We start from the raw sequence: 15,873 nt of genomic DNA on the forward strand, positions 1-15,873 counted from the left end.
GACTTGTGGCTTAAAAGCAAATAGCCGGCACAGCACCGGCATTTCAACGCCATGAGCCACCGCTCCACTCTGGATCAAATGGCCGCGAGCATGACGCCGCCGGCCGAGGAAATTGCCGAACGCCTTGCCTACCTGGATATCCAGCCATCCGACCTGTCCGCACTGCGTGAGCTGCGTCCCCTCATCAAACCGCACCTGGATGCGGTGATCGAAGCATTTTATTCCCACCTGTACCAATTTCCGCAGTTGCGTGCCATGCTGGCCGATGCGCACGTGGCGCAGCGCCTGCACCTGGCCCATGTCACTTATTTTGACCGGCTGACCGAGGGCGAGATCGGCGCCGATTACGTGCAAAACCGACTGCGCATTGGCCTGGTACACCACCATTGCGGCCTGGAGCCCATCTGGTATATCGGCGCTTACCGCAAATACCTGACCGAGCTGGCGCCATTGATCCGGCGCTTGCTGTCGGATACACCGGAGCGCATCCCGCCCGCGCTGCACGCGCTGGGCAAGGTCGCTACCTTTGACGTGGCGCTGGCGCTGGACACGTATATCGAATGTGGCCGCCGCCAGATCCTGGAGCTGAAAGACTATTCGGAGCAGATCATCAGCAGCCTGCCCTGCGGCGTCATCGTGGCGGACAGCGACGGACGGGTGCGCACGGTCAATCAGGCCATGCTCGACATATCCGGCTTTAGCGAACAGGAGTTGCTGCAACGGCGCCGCGACGACCTGATTCCGCCGCCCGGCCGCGAACTCACCGAGGGTTACCCGCAGCCGCACGAATTCCTGCTGCGGCGCCGGGAAGGAGATCCGGTATGGGTCAAAGCGACATTCGCGCCCATGCACGCGGCCAACAGCGGCACGGTGACGGTCGTCGAGGACATTTCGCAGCGCAAACGCTATGAAGAAGACCTGGTGCGCCTGGCGAATTATGACGCGCTGACGGGCCTGGCCAACCGCACGCTGCTGCTGATCCGGCTGGAACACGCGATTGCCGCCGCGCGCCGCCAGCAGCGTGCCGCCGCCATCCTTTTCCTTGACCTGGACCGTTTTAAAACCATCAACGACAGCCTGGGCCACGATGCCGGCGACCGTGTGCTGATCGAGGTAGGACGCCGGATACAACGGGTCGTACGCGAAACCGATACCGTGGCGCGGCTGGGTGGCGACGAGTTCGTGGTGTTCCTGTCGGATTTATATGATGAAGCGCCGGCGGCGATCCTGTCCCACGCCATCCTCGACGTCCTGTCGCGCCCCATGCTGATCCTGGGCCACGAAATTTCCCTGTCGTGCAGTATCGGCATCAGCGTCTATCCACAGGATGGCGCGGATGCCAAGCAATTGCTGAAAAACGCGGATGCCGCCATGTACCAGGCCAAGGCGCTCGGGCGCTGCAACTACCAATACTATTCCCCGGAAATGAATGCCCGCACACTGGACCGGCTCACGCTGGAAAACGGTTTGCGCCATGCCATCGAACGGCACGAACTGGTCGTGCTGTACCAGCCGCAATACAGCCTGGCGACAGGCGCCATGACGGGCGTGGAAGCCTTGCTGCGCTGGCTGCCGCCGGGCCGCGACGTGATTACACCCGATGTGTTTATCCCGATCGCCGAAGATTCCGGATTGATCGTCCCCATCGGCGAATGGGTGCTGCGCACGGCGTGCGCCCAGCAAGTCGCGTGGAAGCAGGCGGGATTGGGCAGTCTGCGCATCGCAGTGAACCTGTCGGCAAGGCAATTCCGGCAAGCCGGCATGGAAGTCATGGTGGCGCAGGCACTGGAAGACAGCGGCTGCGACGCCGGCTGCCTGGAACTGGAAATCACTGAAAGCGTGCTGATGGACCGTCCCGACAGTGCGGCGGAAACGTTGCAGCGCCTGAGCCGCATGGGGGTACGCCTGGCCATCGACGACTTCGGCACCGGCTACTCCAGTCTCGCGTATCTGAAGCGTTTTCCTATCGACGTCCTGAAAATCGACCGTTCCTTCGTGCGCGACATCCCTGGCGATAGCGACGACGCCGCCATTGCCACTGCGGTGACGGCACTGGCGCACAGCATGCACATGTCGGTGGTGGCGGAAGGCGTGGAAACCGAGGCGCAGCGCGACTTCCTCCGCTCATTGCAGTGCGACTATGTGCAAGGCTACCTGTACAGCAAACCCATCGCGGCCGACGCCGTCGCAACCCTGCTGAAGCTTGCGCTGTGATGGCAAACCGCGCCGGCATGCAGGCGCGGCGCCAGGCCTTCAATTAATCCCGGCGCAATTCCAGCCGCAGCGGCACGGCGCCGCCTTCGGCGCGGCCGCAGGTAAAGCCCAGCGAACGCGCGAGCGCCAGCAGGCGCTCGTTGTCATACAGCGCCACGCCCGTCATCGCCTGCAAGCCGCTGTCCTGTGCATAGGCGATCAGCCGCTGCATCAGCAGGCGCCCCAAGCCCTGCCCTTTCAGGCCAGACCTGACGACCACGGCAAATTCGCCATCGACATTGTCCGGATCGGCCACCACGCGCGCCACACCCAGCGTTTCCGGTTCGCCGCCGGCCACGTCGCGCACGGCAATCAGCGCCATTTCACGGGCGTAATCGATTTGCGTGAAGCGCGCCAGCTGCGCCGGTGTTAAATCCGTTACCGACGTGAACATGCGGAAGCGCACGTCTTCCGGCGTCAGCGCATGGAAAAACGCCACGTGGGCGGCGCCGTCTTCCGGCCGGATCGGACGGATCACGATCCGTTCATCCTGCCATACATGGGTTTGCACCAGGTGCTGCGGATACGGCACGATCGCCATGCGCGCACCACCGGTGGGATTCAGGCGGATGCGCGCATCGAGCGCCAGCACGCCGTCGCCATCGGCCAGCAGCGGATTGATGTCGAGTTCGGCAATCTCGGGAATATCGGCCGCCAGTTGCGCCACCCGCACCAGCACGTCGTACAACGCCTCCATGTCGGCCGCAGGTTGCTGCCGCACGGCGCCCAGCAGGCGCGCCACGCGGGTGCGCGCTACCAGGTCGGCAGCCAGTACCCGGTTCAGCGGCGGCAGCGCAATCGACTGGTCGCTGATGGCTTCGACCGCGACACCGCCATGGCCAAACAGCACCACTGGCCCGAACAGCGGGTCGGCGCCGATACCAACGATCAATTCGCGCGCGCCCGGGCGGCGCGCCATGGCCTGCACCGTGTATCCTTCCAGGCGCGCATCCGGGCGGTGCAGCGCCAGCGACGCGCCGATCGCATCGAGCGCCGCGCGCAGGGCTTGGGGGCCCGCCACGTCGAGCACCACGCCGCCGACGTCGGACTTGTGGCTGACATCGGGCGAACGCAGCTTGACAGCCACCGGGTAGCCGATGTCCGCCGCCATCGCCAGCGCTTCGTCGGTATTGCGCGCGACGCGGGTATCGACGGTGGGGATGCCATACGCGGACAGGATCGCCTTGGCTTCGGCTTCCGGCGCCGTGCTGACGCCATCGGCCAGCATGCGGCTCACCAGCGCGCGCGCCGCGCCGGCATCCACGCCGGGGCCGCGCAGCGGCGGCGGCGATTCCAGCAGCAAGCGCTGGCTGTCGGCGTACCGCACCATTTGCAGGAACGCTTCGACCGCCGACTCCGGCGTATCGAACACCGGCAGCGCGGCCTGGCTGAAGACGGTGCGCGCCGCGCCTGCCACAGCGCCGCCCATCCAGCAAAACAGGACCGGCTTGGAAGCGGCCGCCGCCAGCGGCGCCAGTTCGCGCGCCACGTCCGCGCTGGAAACAATGGCGGTCGGCGCGTGCAGCACCAGCACCGCGTCCGTGTCGCCGCTGGCCAGCAACACAGCCAGTGCATGGGCATAGCGCGCGGCGGGCGCATCGCCGATGATGTCGACCGGATTCGCCTGCGACCAGGTCCGCGGCAAGCCCCGGCCCAGCGCTTCGATGGTTTCTTCGCCCAGCATGGCGGGAACCCCGCCACCGTCGGCCATGGCGTCGGCAGCCAGCACGCCGAGCCCGCCGCCATTGGTGATGATGCCCAGGCGGCGGCCGCGCACAGGCCGCGACAGCGCCAGCGTGGCGGCGGCCTCGAACAACTGTTCCGCATTGCGCACGCGCAGCATGCCGGCGCGCCTGAACGCCGCGTCGCACACCAGGTCCGCGCCGGCCAATGCGCCGGTATGGGTGGCGGCCGCGCGCGCTCCGGCCGGCGCCCGGCCCGCCTTCAGCACCAGCACCGGCTTGCCGCGCGCCGCGCTGCGTGCAGCGCTCATGAATTTGCGGGCATTGCCGATGCCTTCCAGGTACAACAGGATCGCATCGGTATGCACGTCGCCTGCCAGGTAATCGAGCATGTCCGCCACGTCCACGTCGGAACAGTCACCCAGCGATACGAAGGCGGAAAAGCCGATGCCGCGCGCGCCGGCCCAGTCCAGCATAGCTGTCACCATGGCGCCCGATTGCGAAATGAAGGCGATCCGGCCGGGCCGCGCGCCGCACGGGGCAAAGCTGGCGTTAAGCTTTGCATGGGGCGACAGCAAGCCCACGCAATTGGGGCCCAGTATGCGCAGCAGGTGGGGCCGCGCGGCGTCCAGCATGGCCTGGCGTATGGTCCTGCCGCCACCGGCCTGGCCGTCGAGCCCCGCCGTCATGACGATGGCGGCGCGTGTGCCCAGCTTGCCCAGTTCCGCGACCACGTCCGGCACGGCGTCCGGCGGCGTGCAGATCACGGCAAGATCCGGCGATTCCGGCAACTGGCCCAGTGATGCATAGCAGCGCAAGCCCGCCAATTCCCGGTGGTGCGGATTGACCGGGTACAGCGGGCCCTTGAATCCCCCCTGCATCAGGTTATGCAGCACCGTGGCGCCGACACTGCCGGCGCGGTCCGATACGCCGATCAGCGCCACCGACCGCGGCGCAAAGAAGTACTTGAGGTTACGTATCGTCATTCCCGCTCCGGAAAACAGATTTATTTGGCCGCCGCGCCCAGCGCGTGCATGCGCCCCAGCCAGCGCTGCGCGCGCCGTTCATCGAGCTTGCCCATCATGCCAATCAGCGTGCGCCGCACCGGCGCGATGCCGACGAAGCCCAGGATGTTGCGCTCCAGCGACCGGACGGCATGGGCCTGGAAGTACCAGCGGTAGACCGTGGCCGGCATGCCCATGGTGACCACCACGCGGGCGCTGCGTCCGGCCAGTGCCTTGTGCGCGAATGGATTGCCGCCTTCGGCCCGGAACGCAAAGCCGGGACGCGCAACCTGTTCCAGCAGGGCCTTCAACAAGGCCGGCATGTCGCCCAGCCACAAGGGGAAAAACAGCACGAGGTGCGTGGCGCCGGCAATGGCCTGCTGCACCGGCAGCAGCGCGGGCGGCGTGTCGCCATGCTCCCATTCGTGCTGGCTGCGCAACATGGGGAAATCCAGCCGCGCCGCGTCGATCCGCGTCACGCTGTGGCCGGCCTGCAGCGCGCCGGCCTCATAAGCGTCGGCCAGCGCGTGGCAGAAATGGCGCGCACCCGCGTCGGGATGGCCTTCAATGATCAGCACGGAACGGCTGGCGGCAACGGTCATCATTCGTCCCAGTAGAAAACCAGTTCGCGCGCGCCACGCTCGGGCAGCGCCACGGGTTTAACCTGCTGCCGTCCCGCCGCCTGGACTTTGACTTCGTAGCGGCCTGGAGGCAGGCTGGTGTATAGCAATGGCCCGGTATTTTCCAGCCGCAACACCACTGGACGGGCGGCGTCCCGTGTATTGCGGACTTCCACGTCGACGTCGGCGCGGTAGGCGCCGCTGCCCTTGCTGGCAAAGATCATGCGCAAGTTGAATTCGCCGCGTGCCGACTCCAGCAACGTGCGTTCCTCCATGCCGATACCGCCGCCGGCGTACACCACACCGGCATCGGCTCCAGCCGGCATGGACGCCGCCACCAGGCCGGCGCCCAGGGTCGACAGCATGCCCACGAACATCAGTATCTTCATGGCCGCGCACCTGTTGGCGTAATGATGACTTTCAGCGCGCCGGTCCGGGCCGCATCGCCGAACGTGGCATAGGCCTGGCTGATCTCTTCCAGCGCATAGCGGTGCGTGATCAGGCTGGACGGGTCAAGGCGGCGCGACTGCACGGCTTTCAGCAATTGCGGGATCACGGCCGTATCGACCAGCCGCGTCGTGATCGTGATGTTGTGCGACCACAGCCGGGCCAGGTCCAGTTCCGCCTTGCCGCCATGCACGCCGACGTTGGCGACCGTGCCGCCGGGCGCGATGATCGCCGTGCACAATTCAAAGGTGGCGGCAATGCCGACCGCCTCGATGGCGGTATCGACGCCGCGGCCCCCGGTCAGTTCCAGCACCGCCAATTCCGCTGCCCGCCCTACCGCCTTGACCGTATGGGTGGCGCCGAACTGGCGGCTGACCGCGAGGCGGTGCTCGTCGAGGTCGACCATGATGATGTCGGCCGGCGCATAAAATTGCGCGGTCATCAGCGCCGCCAGCCCGATCGGCCCGGCGCCAACGATGGCCACCGTGCAGCCCGGCTGGATCTTGCCATTCAAGACGCCGCACTCGAAACCGGTCGGCAGGATATCGCTCAGCATGACCAGCGCTTCTTCCTGCGCCCCGGCGGGAATGTGATGCAGGCTGGTATCGGCATGGGGAATGCGGACGTATTCCGCCTGCGTGCCGTCGATCTTGTGGCCCAGCAGCCAGCCGCCGGTGGCGCAATGCGAATACATGCCCTTGCGGCAGTATTCGCACGTTCCGCACGACGTGATGCACGAAATGAGCACGTGGTCGCCAGCGCGGAAGTTGCGCACCGCCTCGCCGGCCCGCTCGACGATGCCGACGCCTTCATGGCCCAGCGTGGTGCCCGGCAGGCAATCGGCGACGTCGCCTTTCAGGATATGCAGGTCCGTGCCGCAAATCGTCGTATGGGTAATACGGATGATGGCATCCGTCGGTGACTGCAATCCCGGCATGGGCTTGTCCTTCAATACGGGCCGGCCGGGACCTTCATAAACTAGTGCGCGCATGGTGTTCTCCATTCTGGCTGGAATATCAACCACGGTAGTCGAGCGTCGGCGTCAAGTCAGCGAATGAGTTTGATCCTGGTCAAATTACGTGGAAATTCTCCGCCGCACTGGCCGAAGGCAAACGCACGTCCCACGAGGCCACCCGGAATTTGACCTGCATCAAAGTTTTCAACTGACGCGCCACGCAGACTGCGTTATTCCCACCAGAAGGAGCCAGACATGCCCGTGCCTTACCCCGGCCTGGACAGCAAGGAAGCAGCGCGCCGGCTGGCGGCCGACGGCCCCAACCTGCTGCCGGAGGCGTCGCGGCGCGGCTGGATGTCATTGTTGGCCGGAATTGTCTGCGAGCCGATGTTTGCGTTGCTGGTGTGCGCGGCGCTGCTCTACCTGGCCATGGGAGAGTTGCATGAAGGCTTGCTGCTGGCGGGCATGGTGGCGTTGACCGTGGTGTTCACGATTTACCAGCAAGACCGGACTGAACATGCGCTGCGGGCGCTGCACCGCCTGCGTCCGCAGTATGCGACAGTGATACGCGACGGCAACCGCATGACGATCCCGTCAGCCCAGCTGGTGCAAGGCGACGTGATCGAACTGGCCGAAGGCAACCTGGTGCCGGCCGACGCGTTGCTGTTACAGGCAAATGGCTTAATGGTCGATGAATCCCTGCTGACGGGCGAATCCTTGCCGGTCGCCAAGTCCGCTGCGGACAGTCAGGCCGGCGTCGGGCAGCCGCCATCGCCCGCCATGGTCTATTGCGGCAGCTACCAGGTGCAGGGCCACGGGCTGGCCACCGTGGTGGCGACCGGCGCCCGTACGGAAGTTGGCAAGCTGGGCAATATCGCCCGCCTGGTCGCGCCGCCGCCGTCACCGCTGCGGCGCGAAAGCGGCCGCCTGGCCAGGCGCCTGATGGTGGTCGGGCTGGCGGCCAGCGTGATCCTGCCTGCCATCATGCTGTGGCGCGGCAGCGGCTGGATGGAGGCGGTCCTGGCCGGCCTGGCGTTGTCGATGTCGGTCATACCGGAAGAGTTCGCCGTGATCCTGACTGTCTATCCTGCGATCGGCGCATGGCGACTGGCACAGGCGAAAGTGCTGACACGGCGGCTGGCAGCGATTGAAACGCTGGGCGCCATGTCTGTGCTGTGCACCGACAAGACGGGCACCCTGACGGAAAACCGGATGGCGGTCCGGCAAGTGTGGCTGCCAGGCGCCGCCGCCACGCCGCCCGACGCGGCACACGACACGACCCATGCGCACCTGCTGGCGCTGGCGGTCTTGGCCAGCCGCGAACAGTCGCATGATCCGCTGGAACAGGCATTTGCCACGGCAGCGGCCGGCTCACCCGCCAGTGGCCTGGCGCCAGTCCATGAATATGGCATACGCCCGGACCGGCCGGTCCTGGTGCGGCTGTGGCGCGGCGCCGGGACAGCGGGCGCCACGGTGGCGGCCAAGGGCGCGCCGGAAACCATTTTTGCATTGTGCCGGCTCGAAGGCGCGGCGCTGTCCAACGCCATGGCGGCGGTGGATGCGATGGCCGGCCAGGGTTTGCGCGTACTGGCTATCGCCCAGGCCCAATGGAACGGTCCAGAATGGCCGGAACAGCCATCGGCGTTCCCGTTCACGCTCGCCGGACTGGCAGGGCTGGCCGATCCGCTGCGCGCCGGCATCCCGGCCGATATCGCGGCATGCCAGGCCGCGGGCGTGCGCGTGATCATGATCACGGGCGACTATCCGGCCACGGCCCGGGCCATTTGCAGCCAGGCCGGGATTGCCGATGGCGAGGTTTTGCTGGGTGCGGAGATCGCCGAAATGGATGACGCCCGGCTTGCCACGGCTTTGCAGCACGCCAGCACCTGTGCGCGGGTGCGCCCCGAACAGAAGCTGCGTATCGTGCAGGCGCTCCAGCGCGCCGGCCACGTGGTCGGGATGACCGGCGACGGCATCAACGACGTCCCGGCGCTGAAGGCGGCGGATGCCGGCGTGGCAATGGGCTTGCGCGGCACCGACGCCGCGCGTGACGCCGCAGCGCTGACACTGCTGGACGACCGGTTCAGTTCAATCGTCGATGCGATTCGCGCCGGACGGACCATCTACGCCAACATGCGCAAGGCAATGACGTTTGTGCTGGCCATGCACGTGCCAATCGCCGGTCTGGCCCTGCTGCCGCCGCTGCTGGGCTGGCCCGCCCTGCTGCTGCCGATGCATATTGCATTCCTGGAGTTGATTATCGACCCCGCCTGCTCGCTGGCTTTCGAGCGCGAACCGGCACAGCGTGGCGCCATGCAGGCGCCGCCACGCGGGCGTGACGCGCGGCTGTTCGGCCACAAGGAAATTGTCATCGCACTCCTGCAGGGAGGCGCTGCCCTGGCGTTGCTGGCAGCAGGCTATGCAGTGGCCATTCATTGGCTGCCGGAACTGCAAGCGCGCAGCGCCGGTTTTGCCGCGCTGGTCGTGGCGGCGCTGGCGCTGCTGGCGGCCAACCGGCAATCGGCCGGGCCCGTGACAGGACCTGCTGCCGTGGCAGACGGTGCCGCCAATCCCCTGTTCAAGATCATCGCCGGGGTCGCGCTGGCGGCGCTGGTGGCGATGATCTATGCGCCATTCGCCGCCGGGCTGTTCAAACTCGCCCCGCTGCCGCCGGCGCCACTGGCCGCGGCCCTGGTGGCCGGACTGGCCGCCTGGCCATGCGCCCGCCTGGCAATCCGCAGCGCGGGCACTGCCCGCGTCAAGGCATAGCACGGCGGCCACCTCGTGTGGAGACAGGTGTGTGTCGGAAGGAAAGTTTGATTCATGTCACACCCCTTATCAAATTCACCTTGCACACTGGACCCCACCATTCAACCACCTGGAGTCCCCCATGCAGACCACCACCGCTCACCTGAACTACGACCATTTGCATACCGCGCTGCTGGACCAGATATTCCGCGTCACCAGCTCGCAAAAACACACGTTCCAGCGCGAATTCAGCTTACTGGCCGACCGGCTGGAACAGGATTTCCGCTCCAGTGAAGACATGCTGGAGGCGCTGGGTTGTGGCAGCCTCGCGAGGCATCGCGAACAGCATGCGCAGGTGGTGGCCGACGTGCGCCGGGCCATCTCGGCGCTACAGGACGGCAATGCCAGGCCGACGACGCAGGTGTTGCAGCAACTGGGGCAGTGGCTGCCGCACCACCTGGAAGCGGTGGACAGGGAATTGGCATATGCGGCAGGTTGCGAATTGCCGCTGCCAAACCGCCATTGAATCAACCGGTCACACGCGCTCGCGCGACGCCGTCACCAGCGCGGCAATCGCGTCAGTCACCAGTTCAGGCTCCGACATTTGCGGGAAATGGCCGCTGCCCGCCGCCCTGATGCGCCGCCCCAGCGGCGACAGCGCCGCCAGTGCCAACTGGCTGCGTTCGCGCGCGGCCAGCGCGTCACCTGATGCGGCCCAGCCGGGCGGTGTTTTCGCACCGGACAACACGGTCACGGGGATGGCGGGAAACGGGGGCGCCGCGTGGATTTGCGCCACCGACCGCGTTTCATTGGCCACTTCGCCATTTGGATCGGGTTTGACGAAAGCGTTCAGTACCCGGTTGACGAAGCGCGCGACCGGACCCGCATGCGCCTTCATCGCGCCCACGTCTTCCGGCGCCGCCGCTTCCAGGAACAGCACGCCCGCCACCTCGTTCGGATGAAGGCGCGCATACAGGTTCGCATGCAGCCCGCCAAACGAATGCGCCACCAGCACATACGGCGCCGGGATCGCGGCCTTGTGCAGCAAGGCGCGCAACTGGCGCACGCACAGTTCCGCCGTTTGCGGCGCCACCGGCTTGCCGCTGGCGCCGATACCGGGACGGTCGTAAATGAACACCCGGCCCAGCCGCGCCACGTCCGGGAACAACCTGAACCAGCCTTGCATCGGGCCGCCCGCGCCGTTGATCAATACGATGGCGGGACCGCCCTGCCCCGCCACGCCATACGCCAGTTGCTGCCCGTCGATGACCGCAAGCTGCCTTTCCGGTAAATGCTTCATGCGCCGCCCTGTGGAAAAAATCCGAGATTAGCATTTTTACCACGTTACTGTTTTAACAGCAGTGGCTTTCAGGCCGCTTGCCGCAACTGGTCCAGGATCGCCGGATTTTCCAGGGTCGACACGTCCTGCGTGATCGCCTCGCCCCTGGCCAGCACGCGCAGCAAACGGCGCATGATCTTGCCCGAGCGGGTCTTCGGCAGGTTGTCGCCGAAGCGGATTTCCTTCGGTTTCGCGATCGGGCCAATTTCCCTGGCGACCCAGTTGCGCAATTCCAGCGCCAGCTTTTTCGCGTCGTCGCCGGTCGGACGGGCTTGTTTCAACACGACGAACGCGCAGATCGACTCACCCGTGGTTTCATCCGGCTTGCCGACCACGGCAGCTTCCGCCACCAGCGGATTGGCCACCAGCGCCGATTCGATTTCCATCGTGCCCATGCGGTGGCCCGACACGTTCAGCACGTCGTCGATCCGGCCGGTGATGGTGAAGTAACCGGTGTCCTTGTGGCGGATCGCGCCGTCGCCGGCCAGGTAGTATTTGCCGCCGAATTCTTCCGGGAAGTAGCTGGTTTTGAAGCGTTCCGGATTGCCCCAGATGGTGCGGATCATCGATGGCCATGGACGTTTCACCACGAGGATGCCGCCCTGGCCGTTCGGCACATCGTGGCCGGCTTCGTCGACGATGGCGGTCATGATGCCCGGCAGCGGCAACGTGCACGAACCCGGCGTCATTGGCGTGGCGCCCGGCAGCGGCGTGATCATGTGGCCGCCCGTTTCGGTTTGCCAGAAGGTGTCGACGATCGGGCATTGCTCGGCGCCCACGTTTTTGTAGTACCACATCCACGCTTCCGGATTGATCGGCTCGCCGACGGAACCCAGCAGGCGCAAGGACGACAGGTCGAAGCTCTTCGGATGCACGTTGGCGTCAAGGTCGGATGCCTTGATCAGCGAACGGATCGCGGTCGGCGCCGTGTAGAAGATCGAAACCTTATGTTTGGCGATGGTTTCCCAGAAGCGGCCCGCGTGCGGGAAGGTCGGGATGCCTTCGAACACGATCTGGGTCGCGCCCACCGACGTCGGGCCGTAGGCGATATACGTGTGGCCCGTGACCCAGCCGATATCGGCGGTGCACCAGAACACGTCGGCCGGCTTGATGTCGAAAGTCCACTTCATCGTCAGGTTGGCCCACAGCAGGTAGCCGCCCGTCGAGTGCTGCACGCCTTTCGGGGTGCCGGTGGAACCGGACGTGTACAGGATGAACAGCGGATGTTCCGCTTCCACCCATTCCGGTTCGCATTCGGCACTCTGCTTGTCGACCAGGTCGTGCCACCAGATATCGCGGCCTTCCCTGAAGGCGATCGGGTTACCGGTGCGCTGATAGACGATCACGTCCCGCACAGAATCGCAGCCGCCCAGCGCCAGCGCGTCATCGACGATGGATTTCAGCGGCAGACACTTGCCACCCCGCCGCTGCTCGTCACCAGTGATGACGGCCACGGCGCCCGCGTCGATGATGCGCTCTTGCAGCGACTTGGCGGAGAAGCCGCCAAACACCACCGAGTGCGTCGCGCCGATACGGGCGCACGCCTGCATCGCGGCCACGCCTTCCACCGACATCGACATGTAAATGATCACGCGGTCGCCCTTCTTGATGCCGCGCGATTTCAGGCCGTTGGCGAATTTGCAGACTTTTTCATGCAGTTGCTGGTAAGTGACCCTGGTCACCGCGCCGTCGTCCGCTTCGAAGATGATGGCGGTCTTGTCGGCGTTACCGTTTTGCAGGTTGCGGTCCAGGCAATTGTAAGACGCGTTCAGCTTGCCGTCTTCGAACCATTTGTAGAACGGGGCGTTGTCTTCGTTCAGCGTGCGCGTGAACGGCACTTTCCAGTCGACGTTTTCGCGGGCCAGGCGGGCCCAGAAGCCTTCATAGTCTTCCGCGGCTTCGGCGCACAGCGCATCGTACGCCGCCATGCCGGCGATATTGGCTTGCGCGGTGAATGCCGCCGGCGGCAGACAGGTGCGCAAGGCGTGGGTATCCCCCTGAACGGTATCAGTCGTGGTCATGCTGGTCTCCTAAAGTGGTCTATGCCCGCGCCAGCAAGGCCAGCACGGTATCGAGGCGGTTGTTGTCACAGCAAAGCACCGTGCCGGTCTCAAACACGGGTGCGGTCAATCCAGTCAGCACGGCGCCGCTGGGCATTTCCAGCGCCAGCCGGGCGCCGCGCTCCCACGCATGGCGCGCGGTATCGAACCAGTGCACCTGGCGCGCCATGTTGAACGCCAGGTCGTCACGGATCGCGGCCGGGTCGAACAGCGCACGCGCGCTGCTGCCGCTGATGTACGTGGCTTTGGGCCGCGCCAGCGGCACGCCGTCAAATGCGGTTCGCAGCGCCTGGGCCTGCGCGTCGAGCAAGGCGCAGTGCGACGGCACGCTGACCGCCAGCCGCTCTGCCCGGGTGGCGCCCGCCGCCAGCGCCAGGTCGCCGCATTGGCGCAGCGCGCCATCGGCGCCGGCGATCACCTGCTGCCGGGGGCCGTTCAGATTGGCGACGTAGACCGGCGTGGCGGCGCTGTGCACTTGCGCCACCAACACTTCCAGCCGGTCTTGCGGCAGCCCGCTGATAGCCCACATGCCGTAGCCATGCGGGTAGCCCTGCTCCATCAAAGCCGCCCGGCGCGCCACCAGCCGCACGGCGTCCGGATAACCGATCACGCCGGCCGTGACGGCGGCCGGATAAGCGCCGATCGACAGCCCCGCCACCATGTCCGGCGCCGCGCCGTGCGCCGCCAGTACCCGGGCCATGGCGACGCCCGCGACCAGCAGGCATAGCTGGGTGGCGACGGTCGATGCCAGCGCTGCGGCATTGTCCAGCGCCAGCGGGTCGCTCCCCAGCACGGCGGCGGTTTCCGCCAGCGTGCGCGCGGATTCCGCGTGGGCGGGCAGCGCATGCAGCATGCCGGCCTTTTGCGCGCCCTGGCCCGGAAACATGAACAAGGTGCTCATACGGTGTCCGCCCACGGGTCCGCGCACAGTTGCGGCCCCGTATTGGTTTTCAACAGTACGCGGCCGCCTCTCCGCCATTCGGCAAAGGCGAATGCGCCATGGCCGGTATCAACCTGGATATCGATGCGGCAAGCCGCACCCGGCGCCGCCTGTATGCCATCCAGTACCGCGGCCTGGCATGCGGTCAGCGGCTGCGGTGCGCGTACCACCACATCGAGGTCGCTGTCGGCGCGCAGCACGGGCAAGCCGCACGCAAGGAAGTAGCCGACGCCGCCGGTGGGGCCCCAGGCCATGCCGGTCGCGTTGAAGGCTGGCGCCAGCAATGCCAGCGCCGCCAATGCGGGCAGGTTGCCGTCAACGGTGGCAGAACCCTCCGCCAATGATTCCGGCGCCATCCGCCGCGTCACCGCATCGGCCGCGACATAGCCCTTGACACGCTGGCTGCGCGCGGCGCCGCGCAATCCCACCGGTATCACGCCACCGGCGACCGCTTCGCGCCGCACCACCACCGGCGCGCTGCGCTGCCATGCGGCATCGGCCCATTCCGGCCAGGGCCCGTTGAGCCGGATGGCGCCCGGCGCGACCCACAGCAAGTCGTGCGGCGACATGGTTCAAGCCACCAGCGATTTGACGGCAAAATACAGCACCGAAGGCCCCATCAGGCAGCCCAGGCCCGTGTGGAACGTGGCCACCAGCGTGCCATATGGCACCAGCTTGCGGTCCGTGGCGGCCAACCCTGCCGAAACGCCACTGACGGTCCCGGCCAGGCCGCCGAACACCATGGCGGAACGGGGTGTCTTCAAACGCAGGAAGCCTGCCGCGACGGGCGTACCGACCATGACGAGGATGGCTTTCACCAAACCGGTGGCGATGCTGAGCGCCATGATTTCAGAACTGGCGCCGATGGCGGCCCCGGTGACGGGACCGACGATGTACGTCACGGCGCCGGCGCCGATGGTGGTCATGCTGACCGCATCCGTATAGCCAAACGCGTAAGCGACACCGGCTCCCACGATGAACGGCAGGACCGTGCCCAGCACCAGCGCCACCACGCCGATCATGCCGGCCTTGCGCGCTTCCGTGGCCTGCACTTCGAACGCGGTCGCCACGATGGCAAAGTCGCGCAGCATGGCGCCGCCCATCAGGCCGATGCCGCTGAACAGCGACAAGTCCGCCAACCCTTTCTGGCCGCCCGTGTGGCTGCCGCCCCAGTACGCCAATCCCAGTCCGATCAGGATGGCAATGGCCGAACCATGGACACGGCCCATCGTCAGGTAGCGCGACAGCAGCATCGATACGTACATGATCAGTCCGACCACGGCAAACGCGGTCACGAGGCCATTGTGCAGCACGGTTTTTTCAAGCATTTCGATCATCACGTTCCCCTTAAGCGGTTTTCACGCCGGTTTTCACATCGCTGGAAGGTTCGGTGACGGTCTCGTCCCCGGCATCTTTTTCCGTGCGGTTGATCAGTGCAATGGTGCTGGCGCACAGGGCCAGCGCACCCATGGCGGCCAGCACGGCGACGGGGCCGCCGCGCAGGGCCGCCACCACGTTTTGCTGCGCCGCCATCGCCACCACGACGGGGATATACATCGCGCCCCAGAACGTGACACCCAGTTCCGTGGTCTGCGGCATCAGGCCGCGTTTGTGCATGTACAGCCGCGCACAGATCAGCAGGATCATGGCAATGCCGACCCCGCCCACGTTGGTTTTCACGCCGATCAGCGCGCCCAGCAAGTCGCCGAGAAAAATGCCCAGCAAGTGGCACACGGCCAGCAATGCGGTTCCGTAGATAATCATGACGTCTCCTTCACTCCAAGGTTGCTCCAGGGTTGGAACTGATGGCGGCCGCTGTTTTTTG

Annotated in this window: 13 protein-coding genes; 3 read left to right on the forward strand and 10 right to left on the reverse strand. The window is 66.1% G+C overall.

The window, feature by feature from the left end:
- Positions 1–78 precede the first annotated feature (78 nt).
- Positions 79–2,214 carry a putative bifunctional diguanylate cyclase/phosphodiesterase gene (locus GJ700_RS19225; RefSeq protein WP_195763949.1) on the forward strand — a complete coding sequence of 712 codons (2,136 nt, stop codon included), beginning with the start codon at positions 79–81 and terminating at the stop codon, positions 2,212–2,214.
- 43 nt (positions 2,215–2,257) lie between these two features.
- Here GJ700_RS19225 and GJ700_RS19230 read toward each other — a convergent pair whose 3' ends face one another.
- From GJ700_RS19230 to GJ700_RS19245, 4 genes are read right to left on the reverse strand one after another with little or no spacing between them, the layout of a single operon-like run.
- Positions 2,258–4,921 carry a bifunctional acetate--CoA ligase family protein/GNAT family N-acetyltransferase gene (locus GJ700_RS19230; RefSeq protein ID WP_154376852.1) on the reverse strand — a complete coding sequence of 888 codons (2,664 nt, stop codon included), beginning with the start codon at positions 4,919–4,921 and terminating at the stop codon, positions 2,258–2,260.
- A 20-nt stretch (positions 4,922–4,941) separates the two neighbouring features.
- The gene (locus GJ700_RS19235; RefSeq protein ID WP_308700699.1) at positions 4,942–5,544 is read right to left on the reverse strand and encodes an NAD(P)H-dependent oxidoreductase; all 603 of its coding nucleotides are present in this window, start codon (positions 5,542–5,544) and stop codon (positions 4,942–4,944) included.
- A complete protein-coding gene (locus GJ700_RS19240) occupies positions 5,541–5,948 on the reverse strand; it encodes a hypothetical protein (protein WP_154376854.1) in 408 nt (135 codons plus the stop codon). The genes GJ700_RS19235 and GJ700_RS19240 overlap by 4 nt, the downstream gene beginning before the upstream one ends.
- Entirely contained in the window at positions 5,945–6,997 is a 1,053-nt protein-coding gene (locus GJ700_RS19245; RefSeq protein WP_154376856.1) for a zinc-dependent alcohol dehydrogenase family protein, read from the reverse strand. Before GJ700_RS19245 ends, GJ700_RS19240 begins: the two co-directional genes overlap by 4 nt.
- Positions 6,998–7,216: 219 nt before the next feature.
- On the opposite strand from GJ700_RS19245, the gene GJ700_RS19250 reads away from it, so the two are divergent.
- Both GJ700_RS19250 and GJ700_RS19255 read left to right on the forward strand, forming a co-directional pair.
- Positions 7,217–9,730 carry a cation-translocating P-type ATPase gene (locus GJ700_RS19250; protein WP_154376858.1) on the forward strand — a complete coding sequence of 838 codons (2,514 nt, stop codon included), beginning with the start codon at positions 7,217–7,219 and terminating at the stop codon, positions 9,728–9,730.
- Positions 9,731–9,851: 121 nt separating this feature from the next.
- A complete protein-coding gene (locus GJ700_RS19255) occupies positions 9,852–10,235 on the forward strand; it encodes a hemerythrin domain-containing protein (protein ID WP_154376860.1) in 384 nt (127 codons plus the stop codon).
- A gap of 9 nt (positions 10,236–10,244) precedes the next feature.
- Here the strand turns inward: GJ700_RS19255 and GJ700_RS19260 are convergent, their stop codons facing one another.
- The 6 genes from GJ700_RS19260 to madL all read right to left on the reverse strand — a co-directional run bounded on the left by GJ700_RS19260 (position 10,245) and on the right by madL (position 15,812).
- A complete protein-coding gene (locus GJ700_RS19260; protein ID WP_154376862.1) occupies positions 10,245–11,009 on the reverse strand; it encodes an alpha/beta fold hydrolase in 765 nt (254 codons plus the stop codon).
- 68 nt (positions 11,010–11,077) lie between these two features.
- Positions 11,078–13,069 (reverse strand): acetate--CoA ligase, encoded by a 1,992-nt coding sequence (gene acs, locus GJ700_RS19265; RefSeq protein WP_154376864.1) that lies wholly within the window; start codon positions 13,067–13,069, stop codon positions 11,078–11,080.
- A gap of 19 nt (positions 13,070–13,088) precedes the next feature.
- Positions 13,089–14,009, reverse strand: a complete 921-nt coding sequence (gene mdcH / locus GJ700_RS19270) for a malonate decarboxylase subunit epsilon (protein WP_154376866.1) — start codon at positions 14,007–14,009, stop codon at positions 13,089–13,091.
- Positions 14,006–14,617, reverse strand: coding sequence for a malonate decarboxylase holo-ACP synthase (locus GJ700_RS19275; protein ID WP_154376868.1), 612 nt, complete (start codon positions 14,615–14,617; stop codon positions 14,006–14,008). The genes mdcH and GJ700_RS19275 overlap by 4 nt, the downstream gene beginning before the upstream one ends.
- A gap of 3 nt (positions 14,618–14,620) precedes the next feature.
- Positions 14,621–15,385 (reverse strand): malonate transporter subunit MadM, encoded by a 765-nt coding sequence (gene madM / locus GJ700_RS19280; RefSeq protein WP_154376870.1) that lies wholly within the window; start codon positions 15,383–15,385, stop codon positions 14,621–14,623.
- A 10-nt stretch (positions 15,386–15,395) separates the two neighbouring features.
- Positions 15,396–15,812, reverse strand: coding sequence for a malonate transporter subunit MadL (madL, locus tag GJ700_RS19285; protein ID WP_154376872.1), 417 nt, complete (start codon positions 15,810–15,812; stop codon positions 15,396–15,398).
- Between the last annotated feature and the right edge of the window lie 61 nt (positions 15,813–15,873).

Origin of the sequence: Pseudoduganella rivuli (assembly GCF_009674485.1) — a bacterium.
GTDB classification, from domain to species: domain Bacteria; phylum Pseudomonadota; class Gammaproteobacteria; order Burkholderiales; family Burkholderiaceae_D; genus Rugamonas; species Rugamonas rivuli_B.

Coding starts and splice junctions, on each gene's coding strand:
- GJ700_RS19225 (WP_195763949.1), top strand. CDS start 79: ATGGCCGCGAGCATGACGCCGCCGGCCGAGGAAATTGCCGAACGCCTT.
- GJ700_RS19230 (WP_154376852.1), bottom strand. CDS start 4,921: ATGACGATACGTAACCTCAAGTACTTCTTTGCGCCGCGGTCGGTGGCG.
- GJ700_RS19235 (WP_308700699.1), bottom strand. CDS start 5,544: ATGATGACCGTTGCCGCCAGCCGTTCCGTGCTGATCATTGAAGGCCAT.
- GJ700_RS19240 (WP_154376854.1), bottom strand. CDS start 5,948: ATGAAGATACTGATGTTCGTGGGCATGCTGTCGACCCTGGGCGCCGGC.
- GJ700_RS19245 (WP_154376856.1), bottom strand. CDS start 6,997: ATGCGCGCACTAGTTTATGAAGGTCCCGGCCGGCCCGTATTGAAGGAC.
- GJ700_RS19250 (WP_154376858.1), top strand. CDS start 7,217: ATGCCCGTGCCTTACCCCGGCCTGGACAGCAAGGAAGCAGCGCGCCGG.
- GJ700_RS19255 (WP_154376860.1), top strand. CDS start 9,852: ATGCAGACCACCACCGCTCACCTGAACTACGACCATTTGCATACCGCG.
- GJ700_RS19260 (WP_154376862.1), bottom strand. CDS start 11,009: ATGAAGCATTTACCGGAAAGGCAGCTTGCGGTCATCGACGGGCAGCAA.
- acs (WP_154376864.1), bottom strand. CDS start 13,069: ATGACCACGACTGATACCGTTCAGGGGGATACCCACGCCTTGCGCACC.
- mdcH (WP_154376866.1), bottom strand. CDS start 14,009: ATGAGCACCTTGTTCATGTTTCCGGGCCAGGGCGCGCAAAAGGCCGGC.
- GJ700_RS19275 (WP_154376868.1), bottom strand. CDS start 14,617: ATGTCGCCGCACGACTTGCTGTGGGTCGCGCCGGGCGCCATCCGGCTC.
- madM (WP_154376870.1), bottom strand. CDS start 15,385: ATGATCGAAATGCTTGAAAAAACCGTGCTGCACAATGGCCTCGTGACC.
- madL (WP_154376872.1), bottom strand. CDS start 15,812: ATGATTATCTACGGAACCGCATTGCTGGCCGTGTGCCACTTGCTGGGC.